Consider the following 25,262-nt stretch of genomic DNA (forward strand, 5'->3'; position numbering starts at 1 on the left):
AGGGAATCTGACGGCGGGGGCGTCAGCCCTTTTTCGAAGGGGTGATCATCGGTAGCGATATCGGTGGTGTCACCCGTTGCAGTTCTGTCGCCAGCACATCGACACGGCGGCCGCGGCCGTATTTGCCGCCGACCGTTCCCGGTTCGTGGCCGCAAATCTGATCGATCACCGCTTCTTCGATCCGGGCGTTGCGGCAAATGTCCTTGAACAGGTGCCGGAAGCTGTGGAATACCTTGGAGCGTTCCTTGATCTGAAGATTGTCGAGGAAACGGCCAAACCATTTTGAGAACGCAGAGCTCTGGCTCTCGTCAGTCAACTGGATCTGCGGAAACAGTCGATCCGTGCAGAGACTGACGTAGTTCAAGAGGCCTGCCTTGATCAGTTCGGGGTGGATTGGCACGTCACGATTGGCGCCGCCATCGGTTTTCGATGCCAGAACGTGAATGTAGTGATTGCCCTTGGCGTCGGTTCGGAATTGCGAGCGGGTCAGGGTGGCGATTTCCTCTAGCCGCATGCCGGTCAGGTAGGCAATCGCCGGTACCCACACACAGGCTTCGCCGGCGCCGCCTTCGGGGCGCTCGCCCTGAGTGTAGATCGGGCTGCTAAAGATGATTTTCAGGTCGTTGTCGCTGAAAGGCAGGCGCTTATTGTCACCACTGCCGCGTTTGGCCCGTTTCACCGTGATATCGGCAAAGGGGTTTTCTGGTAGATGACTGGCCAGGCGTGCGGTATTTCGCCCGGCGTTGAACAACGTGCCGATGAAACCGAGCTTGTTGGCTATCGTGCCGGGGGAGAGGGCTTTGACGTCCCGCAGGAAATCGCGGAATGCCAGGGCATCGTCGCGCGTGGTTTGGGGCGGGGCCTTGCGGCTGAATTCGGCGAACAGCTTCATTGCTGCCAGATAGGCGTCCTTGGTGCTCTGTCGGCGCTCGCACTCTTTTTCCCAAACTTCGTACAGCGTCTGCCAGGTGATTTCGCTGCCTGCGTCGGGTGTGGTCTTGCGGGTGTTCTGGACGATGAACTGGCTGGGTAGGGTGTCTGTGCTGGTTTCAGTCACGACAGCGCCTTCCTGGCGTTTCTTGATGCCTTCATAGGCTTCCAGGAATGCCTGGGTCAGGGTGTAGGCGATTTTTCGCCAACTGTCCGCGGAGAAATTCGGGTTGTAACCCCGGCCGATCAGGATGATTCTGGAATCCTCGAGCACTGGCGCGACGTTGCCCATTGCCAACTGCTTGCGCAGAGTGGCGATCGCTTGGTCAATGTGCGTTCCGTACTCGGCAAATTCCTCAGCATCCATGCCCGCAATCCGTTTGTTCCGATCGGTTTCGAGCAGCGCGTTGCGAATCAGGTTGCCGAACTGGGTTTCGAGTTCTGGGGTGACTTCAGTCAGGGGAACCGGTCGGGTACGGCGAATTCCCTCGGAGGAGAAGGGATCGACAGGGATGCTGTCGAATTGGGCGCGAGCATCACAGATGGCCTTGTCGGCCTCGACGGCAAATTTCTTGCAAAGGCTGACGGCTGCCGGGTAATTGCGACCCAAAGACTTCTTGATTTCCCGCTTGCCGATGAGCGAGCGCAGCTCTGGCGGGACGCTCTGCCGGAAATAGTAGGTATGGTTCCTGAGGGTCATGTAGGGTGGCATGTCCAGTCCCTTCTGACTGAACTTTGTACCCTGCCTTTGTACCCTTTTACTCGCCATAGTGACTGATTATATCAATATAATCAGTCACTTGGGAATATGTTGGCGGAGTGGACGGGACTCGAACCCGCGACCCCCGGCGTGACAGGCCGGTATTCTAACCAACTGAACTACCACTCCATTACTGCAAAAACCTTGGCGTCCCCACGGGGATTCGAACCCCGGTTACCGCCGTGAAAGGGCGGTGTCCTAGGCCTCTAGACGATGGGGACCCGGACTAATTTCTACTGCATTCTTTCGAGCTCTTGGTGGAGGTAAGCGGGATCGAACCGCTGACCTCTTGCATGCCATGCAAGCGCTCTCCCAGCTGAGCTATACCCCCCTGCTCGAAAGAAGGCCGCATTATAGGGACCGTCTTTCCCCTTGTAAAGGGCCTTCGCGAGATTTTCAGAGATTTTTTGCGAGAGCCGCCAGGACGCGTTCGCGACCGATCAGTTCGATCACCGCGTCCACCGACGGCGTCTGCGTCTGGCCGACCAGCAGGGCACGCAGCGGCATCGCCAGCTTCGGCATCTTCAAGCCGTGCTTGCCGATGGTCTCCTTGATCAGCGCGGCGATCGCCGGGATTTCCCAGTTCACGTTGGCGATGCCGGCGGCAAAGTCGGCAAGCGCCGGGCGGGTTTCGTCGGTGAGGTGCTGGGCGAGCAGTTCCGGCGCCGGCGTCACTTGCAGGTAGAAGACTTCCACCGCGTCGGTCAGGACGTTCAGCGTGTTGCAGCGGTCAACGTAGAGGGCGACCGCCTTTTCCAGGCAGGGGCCGCCGTCGGTAGCGACGCCGCGCGCCGCCAGCCGTGGCTTGACCCGGGCCGCCAGTTCGGCGGGCGGCAACTGCTTCATGTAGTGCTGGTTCAGCCACAACAGCTTTTCGGTGTTGAACTGGGCGGCCGAGGCGGTGATGTGGTCGAGGTCGAACCACTCGACGAATTGCTGGCGCGAGAACACTTCGTCGTCGCCGTGCGACCAGCCGAGGCGAGCCAGATAGTTGATGACGGCTTCCGGCAGGTAGCCGTCCTCGTCGTACTGCATCACCGATACCGCGCCGTGGCGCTTGGACAGTTTGGCGCCGTCGTCGCCGAGAATCATCGACAGATGAGCGTAGGTCGGTACCTCGGCACCGAGTGCGGCGAGGATGTTGATCTGGCGCGGCGTGTTATTGACGTGGTCGTCGCCGCGGATGACGTGGGTGATGCCCATGTCCCAGTCGTCAACCACAACGCAGAAGTTGTAGGTCGGCGTGCCGTCGGCACGGGCGATGATCAGGTCGTCGAGCTCGCTGTTGGCGAACTCGACCCGGCCCTTGACCGCATCGTCCCAGGCGACGACGCCGTCCTTCGGGTTGCGGAAGCGGATCGCCGGCGAGACCCCGGCGGGTGGCGTCGGCAGCGTCTTGCCTTCTTCCGGGCGCCAGCGGCCGTCGTAGCGCGGCTTCTCCTTCCTGGCTTCCTGTTCGGCGCGCAGCGCATCGAGTTCTTCGCGTGTCGTATAGCAGTAATAGGCGGTGCCGGCAGCCAGCATCTGCTGGATCACTTCCTTGTAGCGATCCATGCGGCGCATCTGGTAGAACGGCCCCTCGTCGTGTGCAAGATCCAGCCAGGCCATGCCGTCGATGATCGCCTGGACGGCTTCCGGTGTCGAACGGGCGACATCGGTATCTTCGATGCGCAGCACGAAAGTGCCGCCGTGGCGCCGGGCATAGGCCCAGGAGAAGAGGGCGGTACGGGCGCCGCCAATGTGCAGGTAGCCGGTGGGGCTGGGGGCAAAACGGGTGCGGACTGGCTTCATGGGAATCGCTTCGGTGTCTGAAACAAAGTTCGCTATTTTAGCCGAGCGAGGTTTGACCGGTTCTGCGAGTTATGGTTAAATTCGCGCCTTCCTCGATGGGCGGTTAGCTCAGCGGTAGAGCACTGCCTTCACACGGCAGGGGTCACTGGTTCGAACCCAGTACCGCCCACCATCGATGACTCCCTGGAAACCCGCTCTGTTGTGCGGATAAGCATAAACTGGCCACCAGGCCTGTTATTGCTTTATTTCGCGTTTGGACACATTTTGCTTTACCGGGTGTCCTGATGCATGGTTTAGGGTTTGCCTCCGATTTATCGAAAATCGAGGCGCAAAAAAAACGGAACCAGCAGGGTTCCGTTTTGCTTTTTAGCAGGCGATTTTTTTATTCGTTGGTTGCCATAGCCTTTGCGACTTGCCGATAGCTATGGCGTACTGACTTTAAGTCCGTATCAAGGTGCCGCCAGACATCCCTGGCGCTAACTCCCTCATAGCCTGCTTCCAACCGTTCCTGAATCAGCTTGCCAACTTGTGTCTGAAGTCGGGATTCCTTATGGTCCCAGCACGATGCTTGATGCCTTCGGTAACGGTCTGCAATTGCTCGGGCTTCCCTATTGGCGCGCAGATAAAGCAGTTTGTGCTCGACGCCAGTACGTAAGCATGCTTCAGCCAGGGTAATTGGTGTCTCCTCGGTCAGCATTTGCAGCAATTGCTGACGAATGCCATCCGCACCGGCGACAAATATTATGTCGAAAGTCATTGACACGAATTACCTACGACGCCAGGCCTCGTAAGCTCATAGAAGCGTTTCTGGGTTTTGTAGTACACCTTGCCTCGTGTACTACAAATGCCCATGAGTTTTGTAGTACACTGTTCGTCGTGTACTACAAATTTCGAATTGCTATGGAACTGCAAACAGCCCTGACCCAGACGCTTTACGCGCAACTCCTAGAAGAAGCATTGAGTTACGAAGTCTTGATATTCGAGGATGGCGTTGTCGGCAGTCCTTATGTAAATGTCTCCAATGAAAAGCGGTACCTCTACTGGCAGGTAAAGCTGCCGGATGGCACGTTCCGGCGCAAAGCGCTTGGGCTGGAAACCGAGAAAACCAAAGCCCTGGTCGAACGCCTAGTCGAGCGCAAGAGCGACATTCAAAGCGCCATTGAATCCCTAAAAACAACGACGCGTTCCTTTGTGTCCAGTGGCGGCATGTCCGTAGAACTGGCGCACTTCCGGGTGATGGAGTGGCTGGCCCGAGCGGGGTTATTTTCCAAGGCCATCGTGGTCGTTGGTTCACATGCGTTCGGGGCCTTGGGCAATGCGCTGGGCGTGCGATGGGGTGGTTCTCTCAAAACGATGGACATGGACTTTGCCAGGCCCCATGGAATCGCACTGGCTACCCCGGTCAGCGATTCCACGCTGAATGTCGAGAATGTTGTTAAAGCTGGCGACGACTCCTTCTTCGCCGTGCCATCGCTCAACATCAAGTTCCCAGCGACTTCGCTCATGAGTCGCAAATCGAAAGTGAAGATCGACTTCTTAACGACGATGCGGCGCAAGACCGACACGTCGCCCATCATGTTCCCTGATCTTGGGTTTGCAGCCGAACCGTTGCGTTACATGGACTACCTACTAGGAGGCCCGATTGTGCGCGGCATGCTAGTTGGTCAGTACGCAATCCCAGCAAACTTTCCTGACCCGGCCCGCTTTGCGATCCATAAGCTGATCATTGCGCAGGAACGGGCGGCGGGTTTTCAAACCAAAGTGCAAAAAGACGTGACTCAGGCGATGGAGATTGTCGAAGCGCTGGTCGAGATTGGGCGGGATCACGAGTTGCAGAAAGCGCTCGCCGCACTGCCCGAGTATGGCTACGGCAAGGTGGCCGAGAAAATCCGGAAGTCCCTCACGCTCACCGATAGCCTAGCGAAGTGTGCAGTTGAGGCGTGTCTGGCAAAGCTACCTGAATCGCCCCGGGTTTGAACTGACCCCCTGAATTTGGACGGTCACGGCCCCGCCGATCTGGTGGTGCTTCTTCTCAGCCGGAACGCCACCGGACTGAGCCCCTGCAGCCCGAGCTTTATGCGCTCGTGGTTGTAGTAGTTGATGTAATCATGCACGCCCGCTTCGAGCGCATAAAGCTCGGGCATCGCAAGGTGGATCGATCCGGGCGGATCGGGCCATCGCCGAACGAGCTGGCTTCCCGTTTTCTGTGTGCTTGATGGATATCCTCATGCTTTGTGCGCTGCCGAACAGAGCGCCGGGCTGGACAGAGTAGCCTTGGTCGAGCTGCCGACCGGGCAGGCGAGGGATCGGGGATGCATGAACACGAAGATGGTCTTACTGGCGCTGGCGGCATTGCCCGGTCCTGTCATTTCAGCCGACCCGACGGCCGGCTGTGCCGACATCGCGGATGACCGTTTGCGCCTGGCCTGTTATGACCGTGCGGCCAAGCGATCGATGGCCGGCGGCAAGACTGTCGGCGATGAGCCGATGGATGCCAGGGCGAGTGCCGGCGACAGCCCGCGCGCCGCGTCGGTCATGGCGCAGACCTGGGAACTGGGGGCGGACGAGAAGCGCAAAAGCTTTGTCGTTCGTACCTATCTGCCCAATTTCCTGCTGCCCGTGCACTACACCTCGCGGATGAACCATGCGCCCCATAGCCCGACCCAGCCCGCCGGCCTGAGCAACCGGAATTACGGCAACGTCGAGGCCAAGCTGCAGATTTCGCTGCGCGCCAAGGTGGCGGCGGACCTGCTGCTGCCCGGCGCCGATCTGTGGGCGGCCTATACTCAGCGCTCGCTGTGGCAGTTGTGGGATTCCGACGATTCGTCGCCGTTCCGCAGCAGCGACTATCAGCCGGAAATGATCTATGTCGTGCCGGTTCCGCAGCAGTTCGCGTCCCTCCCGCTGGGCTGGAAGCTGCGCATGCTGCAGCTAGGCTTCGCCCATCAGTCGAACGGGCAGAGCGACCCGCTGTCCCGGAGCTGGAATCGGCTCACCCTGGGGGCGGGGTTCGAGCATGGCGACTTCAGCCTGATGATTCGCGACAGTCAGCGGGTTCATATCCAGCGCCAGGATGACAATCCCGATCTCACCGATTACATCGGTCGTGGCGAGATCAACATGGCCTGGTCGCCCGGTGTGTCGACGATGAATCTGACCTGGCGGACCAATTTCAAATCGTTCAACCGGGGTTCGCTGCAACTGGACTGGAGCCGCCCGGTATTTGCCGATCAACCGACCGGCTTGCGCTGGTATGTGCAACTGTTCCACGGTTTCGGCGAGACGCTGCTGGACTACAACCATCGCCAGACCAGCCTGGGGCTGGGCCTGACCTTGTTCCAGTTCTGAACCGGCCTGAATTGCGGAAGCGCGCGCCGGGCCGATATTCCGCCTCCCGTCGGCGCTTGCGCATCGGCTGCCGGGCGTCTCTTGCCCTATGTGTGCCAAGCGACAGATGGGCCAGCCGGGAGCGCCTAAGCTGGGTTCGTCGGAGCCTCTCCCAGCCAGTACAGCGGGGAATCGCCGCTGCAATCATGCAGCGCGGTTCCGGCGAAGACAGCGGCGTCATTGGCCGCGCGCAGCAATCCACCGCATTGAGGACCTTATGAACAAGCTCAACATCACCGTCATTGCCGTCTCGGCCGTTCTGGCATTCAGCAGCGCCGCCATCGCTGAAGGCATGTCGAAAACCGATTACAAGGCCGCCAAGGACAAGATCGGTGCCGAGTACAAGGCGGCCCATGCCAACTGCGCTTCGCTGTCCGGCAACGCCAGCGATATCTGCAAGGCCGACGCCAAAGGCAAGGAAAAGCTTGCCGAGGCCGAGCTCAAGGCGGTCTACGAGCCGACGCAGAAGCACACCTACGAGGCGCGCGTCGCCAAGGCCGAGGCGGACTATGACGTCGCCGTCGAAAAGTGCGACGACCTGGCCGGCAATGCCAAGGATGTCTGCGTCAAGGAAGCCAAGGCCGCGCTGACCTCCGCCAAGGCGGATGCCAAGGCGAAGATGAAGGCCTCGGAGGCCAATGCCAAGGCTGCCGAAAAGAGTGCCGACGCGCGCAGCGATGCCAGCAAGAAGGGCGCCGACGCGCGCAAGGATGCCGCCGAAGACAAGAGCGACGCCCAGTACACGGTCGCCAAGGAAAAGTGCGACACCTACTCGGGGGCCGCCAAGGACACTTGCCTGAGCCAGGCGAAGGCGCGTTTCAACAAGTAATCTCCGGCGCCAATTCGGGCGCTGGAAAAGATCCTCAAAAGGAGTCTGTGCCATGAAATCCACTCGAAAAGTCTCGTTCAGGGTGTTGGCCGTTGCCAGCTTGCTTGGTCTCGGCGCTTGCTCCGGCATGTCGTCGCAAGGACAGAGTACCGCGATCGGCGCCGGCGTCGGCGCCATTGGCGGGGCCGTGCTGACCGGCGGCAGTGCCGCCGGCACCGTGGGGGGCGCCGTCGTCGGTGGCGTCGTCGGTCACGAGGTCGCCAAGTAAGCGAGCGACCGCCAGGCAGTGCTTCCGGCCTGACGGCTTGGGGCGTCCGTTGAACGATGCTTGAAGGAGCAGCAGATGAGCCAACCCACAAAAACCCCGGGCGCAGCCGCCATGCTGGCGGCGCTGCTGATCGTCGCGAGCGCTTGCCAGAAGACGGAAGGGCCGGTCGAACAGGCGGGCAGGAAAGTCGATCAGGCGACCGAGAAGGCCGGCCAGGAAATCGAAAAAGCCGGCAGCAAGCTGCAGGACGCCGCTCAGAGCGACAAGAAATAAGCACGGCAACGGAGCGAGGAGTTTCACCATGAACTTGAACCTGTTACTGCTCTCGGTGCTGCTGGCGGGGGCCGCCGAACCGGCGAAGGCTGCCGATGTCGGCGTCTCGGTCACGCTCGGGGAGCCCGGCTTTTACGGGCGCATCGATGTCGGCGACTACCCGCGTCCGCAATTGCTCTATGCCCAACCCCGCCTGATCCGGCGCGGGCCATCGGGGCGTCCGCCGGTCTACATGCACGTGCCGCCGGGCCATGCCAGGAACTGGCGCCGCCACTGCGCGGCCTACGATGCCTGCGACGAACGGGTCTATTTCGTTCGGGACAGGTGGTACAACGAACAATACGTACCGCGTTACCAGGAGCGCCACCGCCGGGGCGATGGGCCGGATCGACGTCGTGACGACCCGCGCGGCAATGATCATCGCGGCAACGGCCGTGGCGAACGTCGGTGAGGTCGGCCATGTCCAGTCTATCGGCCGCGCAAGTCGGCAAACCGAAGTCACCGGGCGGCAGGCTTGCCCTGATCGCCATGATCGTTGCGCTGCAATGCGCCGCCGTGCCTGCCTTCGCGCTCGACGACGCGGCGAAGGGCAAAGCGGCGGGCACGCCAGAAGGCGCGGTTGCCTGGTTGAGCGGAGGGGTGGGCGACGAAGCCATGGTGGAGATGCGTCGGCAGTCGGCTGCCTACAACGTTCACGTGATGCTGACCGGTGCGCGCGGCAATTACCTGGCCGGCGTGCCGTTTACCGTCAGCCTGCGCAACGGGAAGATCACGGCCTCCGGCGTCACGGACGGGCCGCTGCTGTACCTGAAGTTGCCGGTCGGGCGCCATCAGATTGCGGTGGATATCGATGGTGTCTGGCAAACCCGGCGCATCCTGGTGGCCCGCGCCGGGCAGGCGATCAAGCTGCGCTTCTTCGCCCGGGGCGAATAGGGCTGCAATCGACCGATGCATGTTCAGGGCGAGTCTGCCGCGCTCCCGACCGCTCGTCAGCCCGCTCTGCACATGATCCGCTTTGACCGCCACCTCTGGTTGCGTTTTCAAAGGATCGCCGCCCCTTACTGGTTCGGTGAGGAGAAGTGGCCGGCCAGGCGCCGGCTGCTCATGTTGATCGTCCTGCTGCTCGGGCAAACCGGGTTTGCCGTCCTGTTCAACGAACAGACCGGGGAATTCACCTCCGCGCTGGCGGCCAAGGATACCGACCGGTTCTGGCTTTCCATCGAGAAAAGCCTGGGCATCCTCCTCATCGGCGTGCCGGTTTTCGGCTTCTACTACTACGTCCGGGACCAGCTCGCGCTGCACTGGCGGCGCTGGCTGACGCGCGATTTCCTCGGCGACTACTTCAGCGACCGGGCCTATTACGAACTGAATGCCAGCGCCGACATCGACAATCCGGACCAGCGGATCGCCGAGGACATCAACACCTTCACCCAGCGCTCCTTGCAGTTCCTGATGGTGATCTTCGGGGCGCTCCTGCAACTGCTGGCCTTTGCCGGCGTGCTCTGGAGCATCTCGCGGGAACTGGTGGCCTTCCTGCTGGTTTATGCCGCTGCCGGCACCCTGGTGACCTTGATGGTGTTCGGCAAGACGCTGATCTCGCTCAACTTCTATCAGCTCAAGCGCGAAGCCAATTTCCGTTACAGCCTCGTGCGTATCCGCGAGAACGCCGAAGCCATCGCCTTCTATCGCGGCGAGGCGCGCGAGTCGTCGCAGGTGGGCGGGTATTTCAACGAGATTTTCGGGAACCTGAGCAGGCTGATCCGCGTACAACTGAAACTCAACCTGTTCCAGTTCAGCTACAGTTTCCTGACCGTGGTCCTGCCCAGCGCGATCATTGCCGAACGGGTGATTTCCGGCGAGCTGGAAGTCGGCCGGGCGATCCAGGCGGCGGGCGCCTTTGCCGCGATCCTCAGCGCGCTGACGGTGATCATCGACAACTTCGACAGCCTCAGCAAATTTGCCGCCGGGATCAAGCGCCTCGAAACCTTCCGGCGGTTTCTCGCCGACAACGGTGCGCCTTCGCCATCGAACGCGGGGGCGATCCGCTTTGCCGCCGGGCCGGATCTGGCGATCGAGAACCTTTCCCTGAAGACGCCGAAACACGAGCGAAGCTTGATCAAGGACCTTTCCCTGCGCGTCCCTCCGGGGCAGGGGCTCCTCATCGTCGGCCCCAGCGGCTGCGGCAAGAGCTCGCTGTTGCGCGCCATTGGCGGACTGTGGCACTCGGGGAGCGGCCGCATCGTCGGTCCGGGGAGCCGGGAGATGCTTTTCCTGCCGCAACGGCCCTACATGGTGCAAGGCAGTCTGCGCACCCAGTTGCTCTATCCCGAGATCGACAAACGCGTCAGCGATGGTGAGTTGCTGGCGGTGCTGAAACAGGTGAACCTGCCCGATCTGGCGACCCATTTCGACGGCCTGGATGGCGAACTGGATTGGGGAAAGGTCTTGTCGGTCGGCGAGCAGCAGCGCATCGCATTCGCTCGCGTGCTGCTGATCGGGCCCCGCTACGTCATGCTCGACGAGGCGACCAGCGCGCTTGATATTGCCAACGAGGAGAGCCTGTACCAATTGCTGGCGGCGACCCGCACGACGCTGGTCAGCGTTGGCCATCGGCCGTCCCTCCTGAAATATCACCGCCAGGTGCTGGCGCTGGACGATCAATGTGGGTGGAAGTTGTTTGCGGCGGCGGATTATCGTTTCGAGTAGCGTTCCGGATCGGCCGTTGCCCGGTTGCGATCCGGTTTGACATGGGAGGCAGCGGCTATGGCAGTGGATTCGAATCCTCAACCCTGGTGGCTTGCGCCAGACGCCGACCCGGACAGGGCGCCGGCCGCCGTGGCCAGCGGTTTGTCCGATGGCGAAGCCCGACGTCGCCTGGCCAGATTCGGCCCCAACCGCCTGCGCGATCATCAGGACGAGCGCCCATGGCAGCAGTTCATGGCCCGCTTCAAGAATCCGCTCGTGTTGTTGTTGCTGGCGGCGAGCGCGATTTCCGCCATGACCGGCGAACTGACCAATTTCTTCATCATCCTGGTCATGGTGCTGTTCAGCGTCACCCTCGATTTCGTCCAGGAGCACCGCGCCGGCAAGGCGGCAGCCAGCCTGCGCCAGTCGGTTTCGGTGCGGGCCCGGGTGATCCGCGACGGCCTGCCCATGACCGTGAAGGTGAGCGAGGTGGTGCCGGGGGACATCGTCGTCCTGTCGGCCGGCGATATGATCCCGGCCGATGGGCTGGTGCTTGAATCGAACGACTTTTTCGTCAAGCAGGCTTTGCTGACCGGCGAGTCCTACCCGGTGGAAAAGCATGCCGACCAGCTGGCCGCCACTGCCACCGAGATCCAGGATGCCGCCAACGCCGTGTTCATGGGGACCACCGTGATCAGCGGCAGTGCGCGGGTTGAGGTGGTGAAGACCGGTGCCGGTACGGCCATCGGCGCCATTGCCGACAGCCTGACCCGGACGCCGCCACCGACCTCCTTCGAGATCGGCACCCACCGTTTCGGCATGCTGATCATGCGCCTGACCATCCTGCTCGTGCTCTTCGTGCTGCTGGTCAATGCCTTCATGCACAAGCCCTGGCTGGACTCCTTCCTGTTCGCCGTCGCCCTCGCCGTCGGCCTCACCCCCGAACTGCTGCCGATGGTCGTCTCCGTCACGCTGGCCCGCGGCGCCTTGCTCATGGCGAAGAAGAAGGTCATCGTCAAACGCCTGGCGGCGATCCAGAACCTGGGATCGATGGACGTTTTCTGCACCGACAAGACCGGCACCCTGACCGAAGCGAAGATCCGCCTCGAGCAGCATACCGACCCGCAGGGCAAGCCGAGCGAGCGGGTGCTGGAACTCGCCTACCTCAACAGTTTTTTCGAGACCGGCCTGAAGAGCCCGCTCGACGAAGCGATCCTGGCGCACCAGAACATCGATGTCAGCGCCTGGCGGAAGATCGACGAAGTCCCCTTCGATTTCGAGCGGCGCCGTGTTTCGGTCCTGCTCGACAAGGGGCAGGGGCGCTTGCTGGTGGTCAAGGGCGCGTCGGAAGAGATCATCGGCCTGTGCGCGAGCTATGAGGAGCAGGGCAACCCGGCGCAAATCCCGCTCGACAGGGCGGCCAGGGAAAAGATTCATGCCGTGCATGTCGATCTTGAAAAGGAAGGTTTTCGCGTGCTCGGTATCGCCTGGCGCGAAGTGCCGGCCGATCATCCGCACGCCGTGATCGGCGACGAGGCGGAACTGGTCTTTGCCGGCTTTGCCGCTTTCCTCGATCCGGCCAAGGAGAGCGCCGGCCAGGCGCTGGCCGCGCTTCAGGCGAGCGGGATCAGCGTCAAGATCGTCACTGGCGACAGTGAACTGGTGACCCAGCATCTGTGCGGGCAATTGAACATTCCGGTCGTCGGCATCCTGACCGGCAAGGAAATGGCGGCGATGGACGATGCGGCGTTGCGTGTCCGGGTCGAAAAGGCCAACCTGTTCTGTCGCGTGAATCCGGCCCAGAAGGAGCGGGTCATCCTGGCGCTGAAGGCGCGCGGTCACGTCGTCGGCTATCTCGGCGACGGTATCAACGATGCGCCGTCGCTGCAGGCGGCCGATGTCGGCCTGTCGGTGGATTCGGCCGTCGATGTGGCCAAGGAGGCCGCCGACATGATCCTGCTCGACCACGACCTGCAGGTCTTGCACGATGGCGTGATGGAAGGGCGCCGAACCTTCGGCAACATCATGAAGTACATCATGATGGGCACCAGTTCGAATTTCGGAAACATGTTCAGCATGGCCGGCGCCGCCCTGTTCCTGCCTTTCCTGCCCATGCTGCCGACGCAGATCCTGCTCAACAACGTGCTCTACGACATCTCCGAAGTACCCGTGCCACTCGACAAGGTCGATGCCGAGGAAGTGCGCCGGCCCAGGGTCATGGACATGAAGTTCATCCGCAACTTCATGCTGACCATCGGCCCCATCAGCTCGGCCTTCGACTTCCTGACCTTCTACGTCATGTTGAGCGTCCTGCAGGCCGATGAGCAACTGTTCCAGACCGGCTGGTTCGTCGAGTCGCTCTGCACGCAGGTGCTGGTCATCTTCGTGATCCGGACGCGGGGCAATCCGTTCAAAAGCCGTCCGCATCCGGTGCTGGTTGCCACCTCGCTCAGCGTGGCGCTGCTCGGCGCCGTCTTGCCGTTCACCCCGATCGGCAGCTACTTCGGCTTCGTCCCGCCGCCGGCCAGCTTCTACCTCACTCTGGCGGGCATGGCGCTGGTGTATCTGCTCATCGTCAACCTTGCCAAGCGCGCCTTTTATCGCTGGCACGCCGTCCGGGGCTGACGGGCGGGCTGGCGGCGCATGCCGCTGGGCGCCGATGCATTTCTGTTTCCGGGAGGAAACGAAGTGCTGCCAGAGGGCCTGTGCGGCAATGTTTGCCCGCGCACCGACGGCCTCGCCATGACCTGGCTTCATGCTCTTTCCTAACCAGGGGAGATCGACATGCCATATTCAATTGCCGTCGCCACGGCCGGTTCCGTTGCCATGGGCGAAGTACTGCCACTTCTCCTGTTTCTCGCGGCGCTGGCCCTGGCCGTCATCTTCATCGATTGATGGCGCTTCCCCGGCGTCTTGCCGCGGGTTCGTCTTCCTATGTTGCCGGGCGCACGGTAGGCGCGATGCGTTCGGGCTACCTTGAAAGCCCGTCGCCGATGGCGGCAACGGACGGACGAGCGTGGAAGCGCGAGAAAAGGAGTTCCCATGAACGGTTTCGCCCAGGATATCGAAAGCCTTGTCGTCCAGAACGACAGCTTTCGCCGCGTGCTATACACGGCCAAGCATTCCCAGTTGGTCCTCATGTCGTTGCTGCCACAGGAGGAGATCGGCGCCGAAATTCACAAGGTTGACCAGTTCTTCCGCATCGAGGAAGGGGCCGGCGAGGCGATCATGAACGGCGCCAGGACGCCGATCAAGACGGGTTACGCAGTGCTGGTGCCGGCCGGCGTCAACCACAACATCGTCAATACCGGCACGGTGCCGCTCAAGCTCTACACGCTCTACTCACCGCCAAATCATCGCGACGGCGTCATCCATGAAAAACGCTCGGACGCCGAGGGTGACACTGAACATTTCAATGGCAAGACGAGCGAATCCGGGAGTCTCAAATGAATGAATATCGTCACCACGTTTCAGGTTTTTTTGCCCATCGCAATCAAGCCGAAGCCGCATTTGACCGCCTCGTCGAACGCGGCATGCCAAGCGAACAACTTCAGCTCTTCGACGCCGAGTCCGGTCCGGCCGTCACCGAGATCGAAGGCAAGGACAGTACCCTCCTGACCAACGTGCTCGTGGATGGCGCGATCGGTACCGCCGTCGGGGGCGGGATCGGGGCATTGGCGCAATTGGCGATCGTGGCGGCAAATGTCAGCCTGTTCGTCGCCAGTCCGCTGGTCGCGCCGCTGGTCATGCTGGGCTGGGGCGCCAGCCTGGGGGCATTCGTCGGCGCTGCCGCCGGCGCCAACGCCGGCTTCGGACACAAGGAGGGGTGGCTTTCCGACCTGATCCGGGATGCGATTGCCAGCGGCCAGGTGGTTCTGGTCGCCGAGACCCGGACCGAGCAGGAAACCGAGGTGGCGCGGGATGTCATCGCCACCTCGGTCGGCGACGTCAAGGATGTCGCGATGACGGTTTGAATGCCGTCAGCCGTCGATCAGGATGGCATGCCGCCGGCGACTCCGCGTGCTCGGTCGCCCGGCGGCTGGCTTCGGCCAGGGCGTGTTCACCGTAATCTGCGGGACGGCGGTTGGCGTGGCGCATTGCCGCTCGCTGGTGCAGATCACTGCGCGGCGCGACCGGCGCCTGGCAGTGCCTCCCCGTCAACCTCTCGCGCCGCCCGCTGCTTGCTGTGACACGCTCTAGTAGCGGTTCGGGTTGTTCGGGCGCGTGTCCCGTCGATCCGGAACGCCATCGCGGTCGCGATCGTGGATGCGATCCGGCGGGCCGTCGTGATCGCCGCGGCGGTCGCCGCCATCGCGATAGGGGCCGTCATGGACGACACAGCCGGCAAGCAGGCTGCCGACGGCAAGTATCACGACAAGAAGTTTTCTCATGGGAATTCCTGACCAGGTTGCGGGTTTGAGGGACGGGGTGATCCAGGTGGTTGATGCCGTTCGCGTCGCGTCGATTCCGGGGATGCCGGTCAGTTGGCGATGCGGATCGGCTTGCCGGGCAGTTGGGCGCGGATTTCGCCATTCGGATGGGCCAGGCTATGGACGTTCACGTACAGCTTGCCGGCCAGGTAGCTGGTGTACTGCGCCTCGCTGAACCGGCTATCGGCCGGGACCGTGAAGACGTTGTCGCCGGTCTTGATCAAGGTGACGATGGGCGCTCCGTTCGTGCCGACGCTACCCTCGTGGATGTGCGCCATGGTCGGGAGCATGCCCTTGGTGTCGACGCTGCCGCTGATGGTGCGATTGGGCAGGACGCTGATCTTCACCAGACCGCTTGCCGGGGTGACGACTGCCGGTACTTCGGCAGCGCCGCTCAGGGAAACCGAAACCGGCATCTCGGCGAACAGCGGCGCCGATGCCAGCAACAGCGCCAGCGGGACAAGGCGAGTCAGCAGATGGGGGGAGCGGGGGCGCGGGGTCATTTTGCTTATCTCTCTGAAAGGGTTGGGAACGGTGATGATTTGCCAGGCAGGCAGGGATTTCCGTTCGCCAGCGCACACAGACCGGACGTTGCGCTGACCTATGTTGGCTGGCATACCGAGCCGTCCGCATCCTGCGTGCATAGTCGGGGCGACATTCCCCGGCTGAGCCGGTAGCGGAGAGCACACATGAACAAGGAAATCGACCCCGTCAGGGACCATGGACACCCGGCCACGCAGCCGGGCTGCCGCCACTGGGCATCAATCTTCGAACCCAAGCTCGACGACACGGCGCGGCCCGCGCTGGCGCCGGCGGAGCAGGTAGCGGATGGGGAGCCGACGCCGGCGCCGGATTGAGCGCTGGCATTCAAGGATGGCCGCAAGCGCATGGAACAGGCGCGCGATGCGACTGAGGACCGGGCAGGCGGCCATCGGCCGGCAATCCGGAAACGCCGACCGCATGACGGGATATTGTCGGCGCTGGTGAGCGAGACTCGGCTATCCCGCCCGGCCGGGCTCGGGCTTGCGCACCGGCCTGGCGGGCGGGATCGGCTTCAGAGTGTCGTGCCGTAATAGGCGTTGACGTTCTTTTCCCAGGTCGAGTCGGCCATGTTGGGCCACTTGTCGGAATCGAAGCCCGGCGCGGTTTTCAGGCGTTCCTCATCGGTGTCCATGACAAAGCGCTGGTTGTCGGTGTCGACCTTCAGGGCGCTCCACGGCACGGCAAAGAGCTTTTCGCCCAGGCTGAGAAAACCGCCGAAGGAGAGCACGGCGTAACAGACCTTGCCGCTATTGATGTTGAGCATGAGTTCCTTGATGCTGCCCAGCTTTTCGCCTTTCGGGTTGTACACGTCGTCGGCGGCGAGCGTACTGGCACTGAGCAACCTGGAGGCGATCTGGCCGGTGGTGGTGAGTTCCGAATGGATGATTTGGGTCATTTGCTACTCCTGAATTTGTGTGGGGACAGGCTGTGTGCGGAGATGGGCGTAGGCAGTGGCGCCGGCCTATATCCCGGATGGCTCACTTTTCCTTGCTGGCATCCTTGATGTCTTCCTTGAGGTCGCCGTAGGCAGCCTGGACCTTGCCGCCGGACTTCTGGATCTTTCCCTTCAGTTCCAGTTCGTCGTTGCCGACGAGGTTGCCGGTCACTTCCTTGACTTTGCCTTTGGCCTCTTCGATACGGCCCTTGGTTTGATCCTTGTTCATGGTTTTCTCCTGCAAGTTGAATTGATGATGGACGGATGCCGGAACTGCGATCCGGCATCCGTGACGTGAGATTAGGCAAGGTGGCCCCGGCAATCGGTACGCTGGCGCGCATAGCGAACGGCTCGCCAATCCCGGCAATAGCGGGATCGGCAGGCCGAAACGGAAATGTGCGCTGGCCAACATACGGATCGCCGGTACTGGGCTAGCCTTCAACGACGTACCCATTCACCCCGAGGAGAACGACCATGGGCAAGGAACGACACGGAACCAAGGAAGACCGGAAACAGGCGGTACTGACCCCCAAGGAAAAAAAGGTCGCCAAGAAGAACAAGAAGCAGGAAAAAGCGCACCCCAATCCCCTGATCACCGTTCGTTGATTTGCGAAGGGGACGACGGCATGGAACAGCACGCGCACAGCATGGACGAACTGTTCGACCAACTGGGAGAGCATCAGCCGCCGCAAGGGACCGAGCAGTTCATCGAAGCCAGACGGCCGCTGGCGGGCGACGTACAACTGCACCTGGCCGTTTTCTGGTCGCCTTCGCAAGCGGCTTTCCTGGAGCAGGCGATCAGCGACGATGCCGACTGGGCCGAGGTGGTCGAAGCGCTGAATTCCGAACTGCATGCCTCCGCTTAGGTGCCGGTTTTCCGCTTCGTTCTTCCTCTGTGCAGGGTGGGGCGCTCGCCGACGACCGGCAGCGCCCGTGACCTGAAAGAAGCCGCCCGAGACAGGCCAAACCATGCAATTCAAGGATTACTACAAGATCATGGGGGTGGCGCGGGACGCCAGCCAGGACGAGATCAAGCGCGCTTATCGCAAACTGGCCCGGAAATATCACCCGGATGTCAGCAAGGATCCCGAGGCCGAAGCACGGTTCAAGGAACTCGGCGAAGCCAACGCGGTGCTCAAGGATCTCGAGAAGCGCGCGGCCTACGACCGGCTGGGCAGCAACTGGCAGGCCGGCCAGGATTTCCGGCCGCCGCCGGACTGGAACGCCGGCTTCGAGTTTTCCGGCGATGCCGCAGACGCCGGGGATGCCGCGAATTTCAGCGATTTCTTCGCATCCATCTATGGCCGGGGTTTCTCGGCCAGCCATCGGGAGACGCCGGGGTTTCATGCGCGCGGCGAGGATCGCCATGCCCGGATCATGATTGACCTGGCCGATGCTTATAACGGTGCGACCCGGACCATCACGCTCGGCACGCCCGAGGTGGACGCCGACGGCAAGGTGAAGATGCGCTCGCTGAAGCTCAACGTGACGATTCCGCGAGGTGTCCGCGCCGGTCAGCATATCCGTCTGCTCGGCCAGGGGGCGCCCGGCATCGGCCAGGGCAGGGCGGGCGATCTTTACCTGGAAGTGTCGTTCAATCCTCATGCGCATTTCCGGGTCGAGCAGCGCGACGTCTTTCTCGACCTGCCGCTGGCCCCCTGGGAAGCTGCGCTGGGAGCAACGCTCGGCGTGCCGACGCCGGATGCCACGGTGAACCTGAAGATTCCGCCGAACTCGAAATCCGGCAGCAAGCTTCGCCTCAAGGGGCGCGGCATTCCCGGCAACACCCCCGGCGATTTCTACGCGGTGCTCAAAGTGCTTGTGCCACCCGCCGAAAACGATGCCGACAAGGCCTTCTTCAGCGCCATGGCGGGGCAGTTCAAAACCTTCAAACCGCGTTCCGGACTGGGAGAATGAGCATGGACGAGACCAGGATGCTGCCGCAAGCCTGCGCGACCATTCTCGAAGAGCAGAACGAGCTGACGCTGAGCGAGCTCAGCCAGGCCTGCGCCGTCCACATCGAAGCCATTCTCGAACTGGTCGACGAAGGCGTGCTTTCGCCGCGTGGCCGCGTCATGCACCACTGGCGCTTCAGCGGCCTCCACCTGCATCGCGCGATGGTCGCCTGCCGTCTGCAACGCGATCTCGGCGTCAACCTGGCCGGCGCCGCACTGGCGGTGCAGTTGCTGGAAGAACTGGAAATCCTGCACGCCCGTTTGCGTGGGGCGGGCGTCCCATGAACCGTAGCGAGGACAACGCAATGCTGACCACCCCGATGCCGCTTGTCGCCGATGAGCTCGAACGCATGAACGCCTGGTGGCGCGCGGCGAACTACCTGTCGGTCGGACAGATCTACCTGCTCGACAACCCCCTGCTCAAGTTGCCGCTCACCCTGGCCCACATCAAGCCGCGCCTGCTCGGGCACTGGGGCACGACGCCGGGGCTGAACTTCATCTACGTGCACATGAACCGGGCGATCAATCGGCACGACCTGAACATGATCTTCATCGCCGGCCCCGGTCACGGCGGTCCGGCCGTCGTGGCGAACACCTGGCTGGAGGGGAGTTACAGCGAGTTCTACCAGGACGTCCCGCAGGACGCAGCGGGGATGCGCCGGCTGTTCAGGCAGTTCTCGTTTCCCGGCGGCGTGCCCAGCCATGCCTCGCCGGAAACGCCGGGGTCGATACACGAGGGCGGCGAACTCGGTTACGCGCTGTTTCATGCCTATGGCGCCGTCTTCGACAACCCGGGCCTGATCGCCTGCTGCGTGGTCGGCGACGGCGAGGCGGAAACCGGGCCGCTGGCGACTTCCTGGCACTCCAACAAGTTCCTCAATCCCTGTACCGACGGCGCCGTCCTGCCCATACTCCACCTCAACGGTTACAAGATCGCCAGCCCGACGATCCTGGCCCGGATCAGCCACCATGAACTGGAATCCCTGGTCGTCGGTTACGGCTACCAGCCGATCTTCGTCGAGGGGGATGACCCGACCCGCATGCACCAGTTGATGGCAGTGGCGGTCAACCGGGCGATCGGCAACATTTCAGCCATTCAGCGCCGGGCTCGCGAAGGTGGCGAGATGACGCGTCCGTGCTGGCCGATGATCATCCTGCGTTCGCCCAAGGGGTGGACCGGGCCGAAAATCGTCGATGGCAAGCAAAGCGAAGGCACCTGGCGCTCGCACCAGGTCCCCTTGAGCGACATGGACAAGCCGGAGCATGTGCAGGCGCTGGCCGAGTGGATGGCCTCCTACCGGCCGGCCGAACTGTTCGACGACGATGGCCGGTTGCTGCCCGAGATCGCCGCCCTGGCGCCGCGCGGCAAGCAACGCATGGGGGCCAATCCGCATGCCAACGGCGGTTGCCTGCTGCGCGATCTGCGCCTGCCGGACTTTCGCGACTATGCCGTGGCGGTGCCCGAGCCGGGCGGGACGGTGGCCGAGGCGACGCGCGCCATGGGCGTCTTCCTGCGCGACGTCATGGCCAGGAATCCCGACAATTTCCGCATCTTCGGCCCCGACGAAACCGCCTCCAACCGCCTCGGCGCGCTGTTCGACGTCACCGATCGCAACTGGATGGCCGAGCGCTTTGTCGATGACGATCACCTGGCGCCGAATGGCCGGGTCATGGAAGTGCTTTCGGAACACGCCTGCCAGGGCTGGCTCGAAGGCTATCTGCTGAGCGGCCGGCACGGCCTGTTCTCCTGCTACGAGGCGTTCATCCACATCGTCGATTCGATGTTCAACCAGCACGCCAAGTGGCTCAAGACCTGCAGCGAGATTCCCTGGCGGCGGCCGATCGCCTCGCTCAACATCCTCCTCACCTCGCATGTCTGGCGCCAGGACCACAACGGCTTCTCGCACCAGGACCCGGGCTTCATCGACCACGTGGTCAACAAGAAGGCCGACATCATCCGCGTCTACCTGCCGCCCGATGCCAACACGCTGCTCTACGTCACCGACCGCTGCCTGAGGAGCCGCAACCTGGTCAATGTCATCGTCGCCGGCAAGCAGCCGGACTGGCAGTGGCTCGACATGGAAGCGGCGATCAACCACGCCAGCGCCGGCATCGGCCTCTGGGAATGGGCCTGCAACGACCAGCCGGGCGAACCCGACATCGTCCTGGCCTCGGCCGGCGACGTGCCGACGCTGGAAATGCTGGCCGCCATCGACATCCTGCATCAAGTCGCCCCCGAGCTGAAAATCCGCTACATCAACGTCGTCGACCTGATGACCCTGCAACCGCAGGAAGAGCACCCGCACGGCCTGGCTAGCGACGAATTCGACTCGCTGTTCACCACCGACAAGCCGATCGTCTTCGCCTATCACGGTTACCCGTGGCTGATCCACCGCCTGACCTATCGGCGCAACAACACCCAGCTGCATGTCCGCGGCTACAAGGAGGAGGGGACGACGACCACGCCGTTCGACATGGTCGTGCTCAACAGCCTGGACCGCTTCCATCTGGTCATCGACGTCGCCAGCCGGGTGCCGAAGCTGCACGCGCAGGCCGCGCACATCAAGCAGGCGATGCGCGACAAGCTCAACGAGCACACCCACTACATCCTGGAACACGGCGAGGACATGCCGGAAATCCAGGACTGGCAATGGTCGGGCGCCAGGGCGGCATCCCGGTAATCCCTGGCGCAGGCGCCAGCCAATCTTTCGAGGAGACAAACCATGAAACCGACCATATTGCTGTTACCAGGCTTGCTCAATGACGCGAGCGTATTCACGGATCAGGTTGCCGCCCTGACCACGGTGGCTCGCGTCGAAGTCGGCAACCTGACCATCGCCGAGTCGATCGCCGAACTGGCGGCCAGCGTTCTTCAAGCAGTCTCGGCCAGGCATTTTGTGCTGCTCGGCTTGTCGCTGGGCGGCTATGTCGCCTTCGAAATCATGCGCCAGGCCCCGCAGCGGGTGAGCGGACTGGTGTTGATGGATACGACGGCGCGCCCGGATACGGCAGAGGCCAGCGCCAAACGGGAAGCGCTGATCGAACTGGCGGCGAGCGATCTCGACGCGGTGATCGAACAACTGCTGCCTCTGCTCTCGCATCCCGAACGGATGAACCTTCCCGCCGTGCGCGGCGTCATCCAGTCGATGGCGAGCGGTCTCGGCCACGAGGTCTTCGCGCGTCAGCAGCGGGCCATCAGCGGCCGCCCCGATAGTCGGCCGACGCTGAAAGACATCACCTGCCCGACCCTGGTGGTCTGCGGCCAGGATGACCAGATCACGCCACCGGAACTGGCGGCGGAAATTGCCGATGGAATCCGCCACGCCAGGCTCGAGACCATCGCCCAATGCGGCCACCTGGCGACGCTCGATCAGCCGGCGCTGGTTAGCGATCTCCTGCTCGACTGGATCAAGGACAACAAGTTCTGAACCTGCCGCGCTGCTGAAGTCGCCTGGCGTTCATTGACGCAGGCGGCATCGACTGGACGCCGCCAATGGGCACTAAGCGCGGTGCCGCACCGATGGCTGCGGGGCGGCGCGCTATAACTCCGTACAGCAGCATCGCAGCCTGTCCATTTGGCGACAGGGCGTAACGGAGAATAGCCATGAAACTGAATTCGAGACCCTGGGTCGCGATGACATTGTTGTGCGCCGCGAGCGTGTTCGGCATTTACGGCTGCAGCAGCCTGAAAACCCCGGCTACCGCCGACGTCGCGGTTTCCAGCGCGGCCGTCGATAACGCCGCCAGTGCCGATGGCGCGGAGTACGCGCCGGTCGAAATGCGGCTGGCCCGCGAGAAACTGGCGCTGGCCAACAAGGCGCTGCGCGACAAGGATTACGAGCTGGCTTCCCAACTGGCCAAGGAAGCCCGCGCCGATGCCCGGCTGGCCCAGGGCAAGGCCAATTCGGCCAAGGCCCAGGCCGCCGCCAGCGCGCTGGAATCCGATATCCGGGTGCTCGACGAAGAGTTGCAACGCAGCCGCCGCTGAAGCAATGAGCAAGCCCGGGAACCACGGGTTGTCTCGCCAGTTGATCTCGGTTGCAACGCAGCCGCCGCTGAAGCAATGAGCAAGCCGCAGAATTCACCAAGGAAAAAATCATGAAAACTCGTATCGTCATGCCAGCCATGCTGGTCATCGCCACCCTGCTTGGCGCCTGCAACACCATGCCGCGGACGACCAGTCTGCTGGATCAGACGCGCGTCGAGTACCGGGCGGCTCAGGACAGTCCCGCGGTCGGCAGCCATGCCCGGCTGGAACTGAAACAGGCCGGCGACGCGCTGGCCCTCGCCAACGCCGCCGCAGCCAACAACGACAGTGCGGAAGAGATCGACCGGCTGGCCTATCTGGCCCGGCAGAAGACCGCGCTGGCCCAGGAAGTGGCCAAGCGCCGGGTCGCCGAAAGCGAAGTCGCCGACTCGGGCAGGCTGCGCGATGAGAAACGCCTGGCGCAACGTACCGATGAAGCCGATCGGGCGCACCAGGCGACCGCTGCGGCACGCCGCGACACCGCCGACGCCAACGCCCGGGCGTCCGGCCTGGAAGCGCAACTGGCCGATCTGGCAGCGAAGAAGACCGAGCGCGGCATGGTCATCACCCTGGGCGATGTGCTGTTCGCCAGCGACCGCCACGAGTTGAACGCGCAGGGCCAGTCCACGATCCTGAAACTCTCGGAGTTCCTGCAGCAGTACCCGCAACGCAGCGTGCTGATCGAGGGCTTTACCGATACCACCGGCGACACCCGCTACAACCAGCGCCTGTCGGAGCGTCGTGCCGGCGCCGTGGCGCGTAGCCTGAGCGAGTTGGGAATCGCCCGCCAGCGCATCGAAACGCGGGGCTACGGCGAGGCCTATCCGGTGGCCTCGAACGCCACGCCGACCGCCCGCCAGTTGAACCGGCGCGTCGAAATCGTGCTTTCCGAGGATGGCGGCAGGATCAAGCCGCGCTGAAAGCGGGGTTTTCTAGACCGTCAGTTTCAGCAGGATGTCCGCGTACCAGGCGCCGTTCAACCCCAGCGCCTCGTCCGCGATCCGGTCGCGATTGCCGATGTCGAAGCGCGACGAATGAACGCCGAGCAGCATCCACGGCAGATCGTCATGCGCCGGCAGCGGCTCGGCAATCCGCATCACCACCGGCGCGCCGCTGCTGCCGCGATGGGTGCGCGCATCGGTCAGGAAGAAGCCCTCGCCCTGGAAGCGCAGGCCGAACGAGCTGGCGATGATGGCGTGGCGGACCACCGGGGTGTGGTGCAGGGCATCGTGGAAGCCGAGCGGAAAACCGACAATGAGCAATGAGGTGCCCACTTCCACCTGGTCGAGCTTGCTCAACAGGTGGCTCGGGTTGAAGGCGCGGTAGAGCACCTTGCCGGGCAAGGCCTGGCGGTCGATTTCGATGACCGCGACGTCGATATCCCCGGCGGCGTCCTGCCCCTGGCGCCAGAGCCGTTTGCCATCGCGGTAGAGCGGGATGGAGAAGTTCGTCGATTCGGCGATGTTGACCGCATTGGTGTGCAACTCGATTTCGATCCGGTTCGGAAAATGCTTGCTGGCCTTGCCGTACAGGACGTGGCGGCTGGTCACCAGATAGAGCCTGGTGTCGCGTTCGAAAAAGAAGCCGGTGGCATTGGTCAGCAGCGATTGCTCGCTGAAGGTCGAGATGTGAGGGGTGGTCAGCAGAAGGGATTCGATCATCAGCGCAGGGGCGGGCAGGTTTCGGCAAGCGGGAGAGGCAGGTATAGCCGTCTTTGCTCGATCGTTCCGTGCGCTGGCACACGCTCGTCGGCAAGTCTCGCGGGGCGATGCCAGGCGCATTGGCTCTGTGTGCTGGCGAACGGTAACGCCCGGCTGCCGAATCTAAGCTGACTTGCCGATCCCCGAATCGGCATTCCCTCAAGCTCTGAAAGGATATGACCATGACTGCCAGACGTGACATATTGCAAAAGTTTCTGCTGATTTCCGCCGCTGCATTTTCATTGAGTGCATTCAACACCCAGGCGCTTGCCGTCAGTGCCGAGGATCTCGATCGGGATGCCGCGCAGGCCCTGGAAATCCTCTACAAGAGCAACCCGCTCGCCGAAAGCCTGGCCAGCAAAGCCAAGGGAATCCTGGTCTTTCCCAAGATACTCAAGGCCGGGCTGGTGTTTGGCGGCAGTTACGGCGAAGGGGTGCTGCTCAAGAATTCGCAGCAGGCCGGCTATTTCAATTCGGTGTCCGCCTCCTGGGGCTGGCAGGCGGGTGCGGAGTCCTACGGCTACGTTGTGTTCCTGATGAGCAGCAAGGCCGTCAAGTATCTCGACAGTTCCAAGGGCTGGGAATTCGGCGTCGGGCCGAGCATCGTCGTGGTCAACGAAGGGGTCGCCAAGAACCTGTCCACCTCGACCCTGAAGAACGACGCCTATGCCTTCATCTTCGACCAGCAGGGCCTGATGGCCAGCCTCAGCATCGAAGGCACCAAGATCAGCCGTATCAAGCGCTGACTCC

Annotated in this window: 30 protein-coding genes and 4 tRNA genes; 22 read left to right on the forward strand and 12 right to left on the reverse strand. The window is 62.6% G+C overall.

The genetic code is table 11. From position 1 onward, the window contains the following. Positions 1-22: 22 nt before the first annotated feature. From AC0KWY_RS00605 to gltX, 5 genes are all read right to left on the reverse strand, one after another. Positions 23-1,642 (reverse strand): DUF6538 domain-containing protein, encoded by a 1,620-nt coding sequence (locus tag AC0KWY_RS00605; RefSeq protein ID WP_474027722.1) that lies wholly within the window; start codon positions 1,640-1,642, stop codon positions 23-25. Between the two features lie 100 nt (positions 1,643-1,742). Beyond that, positions 1,743-1,819 (reverse strand) — tRNA-Asp (locus AC0KWY_RS00610). A 16-nt stretch (positions 1,820-1,835) separates the two neighbouring features. After that, a tRNA-Glu gene (locus tag AC0KWY_RS00615) sits at positions 1,836-1,911 on the reverse strand. Between the two features lie 34 nt (positions 1,912-1,945). Beyond that, a tRNA-Ala gene (locus AC0KWY_RS00620) sits at positions 1,946-2,021 on the reverse strand. Between the two features lie 65 nt (positions 2,022-2,086). Further along, positions 2,087-3,481 (reverse strand): glutamate--tRNA ligase, encoded by a 1,395-nt coding sequence (gltX, locus tag AC0KWY_RS00625; protein ID WP_474027723.1) that lies wholly within the window; start codon positions 3,479-3,481, stop codon positions 2,087-2,089. A 97-nt stretch (positions 3,482-3,578) separates the two neighbouring features. On the opposite strand from gltX, the gene AC0KWY_RS00630 reads away from it, so the two are divergent. Next, positions 3,579-3,653, forward strand: a tRNA-Val gene (locus AC0KWY_RS00630). A 210-nt stretch (positions 3,654-3,863) separates the two neighbouring features. Here AC0KWY_RS00630 and AC0KWY_RS00635 read toward each other — a convergent pair. Next, positions 3,864-4,238: a hypothetical protein gene (locus AC0KWY_RS00635; protein WP_474027724.1), complete on the reverse strand. Its 375-nt coding sequence runs from the start codon at positions 4,236-4,238 to the stop codon at positions 3,864-3,866. Positions 4,239-4,381: 143 nt separating this feature from the next. On the opposite strand from AC0KWY_RS00635, the gene AC0KWY_RS00640 reads away from it, so the two are divergent. Continuing rightward, a complete protein-coding gene (locus AC0KWY_RS00640; protein WP_474027725.1) occupies positions 4,382-5,458 on the forward strand; it encodes a GSU2403 family nucleotidyltransferase fold protein in 1,077 nt (358 codons plus the stop codon). A gap of 23 nt (positions 5,459-5,481) precedes the next feature. On the opposite strand, the gene AC0KWY_RS00645 is transcribed toward AC0KWY_RS00640, so the two are convergent. After that, the gene (locus tag AC0KWY_RS00645) at positions 5,482-5,625 is read right to left on the reverse strand and encodes an IS3 family transposase (protein WP_474027726.1); all 144 of its coding nucleotides are present in this window, start codon (positions 5,623-5,625) and stop codon (positions 5,482-5,484) included. Positions 5,626-5,797: 172 nt separating this feature from the next. Here AC0KWY_RS00645 and AC0KWY_RS00650 point away from each other — a divergent pair, with 172 nt between their 5' ends. The 10 genes from AC0KWY_RS00650 (at position 5,798) to AC0KWY_RS00695 (ending at position 14,897) form a co-directional block, all read left to right on the forward strand. Further along, positions 5,798-6,829: a phospholipase A gene (locus AC0KWY_RS00650; protein ID WP_474027727.1), complete on the forward strand. Its 1,032-nt coding sequence runs from the start codon at positions 5,798-5,800 to the stop codon at positions 6,827-6,829. A gap of 256 nt (positions 6,830-7,085) precedes the next feature. Beyond that, positions 7,086-7,697: a hypothetical protein gene (locus AC0KWY_RS00655; RefSeq protein WP_474027728.1), complete on the forward strand. Its 612-nt coding sequence runs from the start codon at positions 7,086-7,088 to the stop codon at positions 7,695-7,697. 52 nt (positions 7,698-7,749) lie between these two features. Further along, positions 7,750-7,965, forward strand: a complete 216-nt coding sequence (locus AC0KWY_RS00660; RefSeq protein WP_301278393.1) for a glycine zipper 2TM domain-containing protein — start codon at positions 7,750-7,752, stop codon at positions 7,963-7,965. Positions 7,966-8,040: 75 nt separating this feature from the next. Further along, a complete protein-coding gene (locus AC0KWY_RS00665) occupies positions 8,041-8,238 on the forward strand; it encodes a hypothetical protein (RefSeq protein WP_474027729.1) in 198 nt (65 codons plus the stop codon). Between the two features lie 28 nt (positions 8,239-8,266). Beyond that, entirely contained in the window at positions 8,267-8,689 is a 423-nt protein-coding gene (locus AC0KWY_RS00670; RefSeq protein WP_474027730.1) for a hypothetical protein, read from the forward strand. Between the two features lie 8 nt (positions 8,690-8,697). After that, positions 8,698-9,171 (forward strand): hypothetical protein, encoded by a 474-nt coding sequence (locus AC0KWY_RS00675; RefSeq protein WP_474027731.1) that lies wholly within the window; start codon positions 8,698-8,700, stop codon positions 9,169-9,171. A 72-nt stretch (positions 9,172-9,243) separates the two neighbouring features. Next, positions 9,244-10,944: an ABC transporter ATP-binding protein/permease gene (locus AC0KWY_RS00680; RefSeq protein ID WP_474027732.1), complete on the forward strand. Its 1,701-nt coding sequence runs from the start codon at positions 9,244-9,246 to the stop codon at positions 10,942-10,944. 57 nt (positions 10,945-11,001) lie between these two features. Beyond that, the gene (mgtA, locus tag AC0KWY_RS00685; protein ID WP_474027733.1) at positions 11,002-13,548 is read left to right on the forward strand and encodes a magnesium-translocating P-type ATPase; all 2,547 of its coding nucleotides are present in this window, start codon (positions 11,002-11,004) and stop codon (positions 13,546-13,548) included. A 417-nt stretch (positions 13,549-13,965) separates the two neighbouring features. Next, the gene (locus tag AC0KWY_RS00690) at positions 13,966-14,373 is read left to right on the forward strand and encodes a cupin domain-containing protein (protein ID WP_474027734.1); all 408 of its coding nucleotides are present in this window, start codon (positions 13,966-13,968) and stop codon (positions 14,371-14,373) included. Further along, positions 14,370-14,897 (forward strand): hypothetical protein, encoded by a 528-nt coding sequence (locus AC0KWY_RS00695; RefSeq protein ID WP_474027735.1) that lies wholly within the window; start codon positions 14,370-14,372, stop codon positions 14,895-14,897. The genes AC0KWY_RS00690 and AC0KWY_RS00695 overlap by 4 nt, the downstream gene beginning before the upstream one ends. Before the next feature lie 222 nt (positions 14,898-15,119). On the opposite strand, the gene AC0KWY_RS00700 is transcribed toward AC0KWY_RS00695, so the two are convergent. Both AC0KWY_RS00700 and AC0KWY_RS00705 read right to left on the reverse strand, forming a co-directional pair. After that, positions 15,120-15,314, reverse strand: coding sequence for a hypothetical protein (locus AC0KWY_RS00700; RefSeq protein ID WP_474027736.1), 195 nt, complete (start codon positions 15,312-15,314; stop codon positions 15,120-15,122). Positions 15,315-15,403: 89 nt separating this feature from the next. Continuing rightward, a complete protein-coding gene (locus tag AC0KWY_RS00705) occupies positions 15,404-15,856 on the reverse strand; it encodes a CHRD domain-containing protein (RefSeq protein ID WP_474027737.1) in 453 nt (150 codons plus the stop codon). A 186-nt stretch (positions 15,857-16,042) separates the two neighbouring features. On the opposite strand from AC0KWY_RS00705, the gene AC0KWY_RS00710 reads away from it, so the two are divergent. Then, entirely contained in the window at positions 16,043-16,210 is a 168-nt protein-coding gene (locus tag AC0KWY_RS00710; RefSeq protein WP_474027738.1) for a hypothetical protein, read from the forward strand. Positions 16,211-16,407: 197 nt separating this feature from the next. Here the strand turns inward: AC0KWY_RS00710 and AC0KWY_RS00715 are convergent, their stop codons facing one another. Then, the gene (locus AC0KWY_RS00715; RefSeq protein WP_474027739.1) at positions 16,408-16,791 is read right to left on the reverse strand and encodes a PRC-barrel domain-containing protein; all 384 of its coding nucleotides are present in this window, start codon (positions 16,789-16,791) and stop codon (positions 16,408-16,410) included. A gap of 82 nt (positions 16,792-16,873) precedes the next feature. Continuing rightward, on the reverse strand, positions 16,874-17,059 hold the full coding sequence (locus tag AC0KWY_RS00720) for a CsbD family protein (RefSeq protein WP_474027740.1): 186 nt from the start codon (positions 17,057-17,059) through the stop codon (positions 16,874-16,876). A 245-nt stretch (positions 17,060-17,304) separates the two neighbouring features. Here AC0KWY_RS00720 and AC0KWY_RS00725 point away from each other — a divergent pair, with 245 nt between their 5' ends. The 8 genes from AC0KWY_RS00725 (at position 17,305) to AC0KWY_RS00760 (ending at position 23,732) form a co-directional block, all read left to right on the forward strand. Then, complete coding sequence (locus AC0KWY_RS00725; RefSeq protein WP_474027741.1) at positions 17,305-17,436, forward strand: hypothetical protein; 132 nt, start codon at positions 17,305-17,307, stop codon at positions 17,434-17,436. Between the two features lie 20 nt (positions 17,437-17,456). Further along, entirely contained in the window at positions 17,457-17,696 is a 240-nt protein-coding gene (locus tag AC0KWY_RS00730; RefSeq protein WP_474027742.1) for a DUF2789 family protein, read from the forward strand. A 103-nt stretch (positions 17,697-17,799) separates the two neighbouring features. Next, complete coding sequence (locus AC0KWY_RS00735; protein WP_474027743.1) at positions 17,800-18,747, forward strand: DnaJ C-terminal domain-containing protein; 948 nt, start codon at positions 17,800-17,802, stop codon at positions 18,745-18,747. Positions 18,748-18,749: 2 nt separating this feature from the next. Then, complete coding sequence (locus AC0KWY_RS00740) at positions 18,750-19,070, forward strand: chaperone modulator CbpM (RefSeq protein WP_474027744.1); 321 nt, start codon at positions 18,750-18,752, stop codon at positions 19,068-19,070. Then, positions 19,067-21,466 carry a phosphoketolase family protein gene (locus tag AC0KWY_RS00745; RefSeq protein WP_474027745.1) on the forward strand — a complete coding sequence of 800 codons (2,400 nt, stop codon included), beginning with the start codon at positions 19,067-19,069 and terminating at the stop codon, positions 21,464-21,466. The genes AC0KWY_RS00740 and AC0KWY_RS00745 overlap by 4 nt, the downstream gene beginning before the upstream one ends. A 42-nt stretch (positions 21,467-21,508) precedes the next feature. Next, entirely contained in the window at positions 21,509-22,213 is a 705-nt protein-coding gene (locus AC0KWY_RS00750; RefSeq protein WP_474027746.1) for an alpha/beta fold hydrolase, read from the forward strand. Between the two features lie 176 nt (positions 22,214-22,389). Further along, the gene (locus tag AC0KWY_RS00755) at positions 22,390-22,773 is read left to right on the forward strand and encodes a DUF4398 domain-containing protein (protein WP_474027747.1); all 384 of its coding nucleotides are present in this window, start codon (positions 22,390-22,392) and stop codon (positions 22,771-22,773) included. A gap of 110 nt (positions 22,774-22,883) precedes the next feature. Next, entirely contained in the window at positions 22,884-23,732 is an 849-nt protein-coding gene (locus tag AC0KWY_RS00760) for an OmpA family protein (protein WP_474027748.1), read from the forward strand. Positions 23,733-23,744: 12 nt separating this feature from the next. Here AC0KWY_RS00760 and AC0KWY_RS00765 read toward each other — a convergent pair whose 3' ends face one another. Next, a complete protein-coding gene (locus tag AC0KWY_RS00765) occupies positions 23,745-24,473 on the reverse strand; it encodes a S1 family peptidase (protein WP_474027749.1) in 729 nt (242 codons plus the stop codon). Positions 24,474-24,694: 221 nt separating this feature from the next. Between AC0KWY_RS00765 and AC0KWY_RS00770 the strand changes: the two genes are divergently transcribed. Continuing rightward, a complete protein-coding gene (locus AC0KWY_RS00770) occupies positions 24,695-25,258 on the forward strand; it encodes a lipid-binding SYLF domain-containing protein (RefSeq protein WP_474027750.1) in 564 nt (187 codons plus the stop codon). Positions 25,259-25,262: the final 4 nt, after the last annotated feature.

Source organism: Azonexus sp. MM2026_4 (assembly GCF_055901855.1).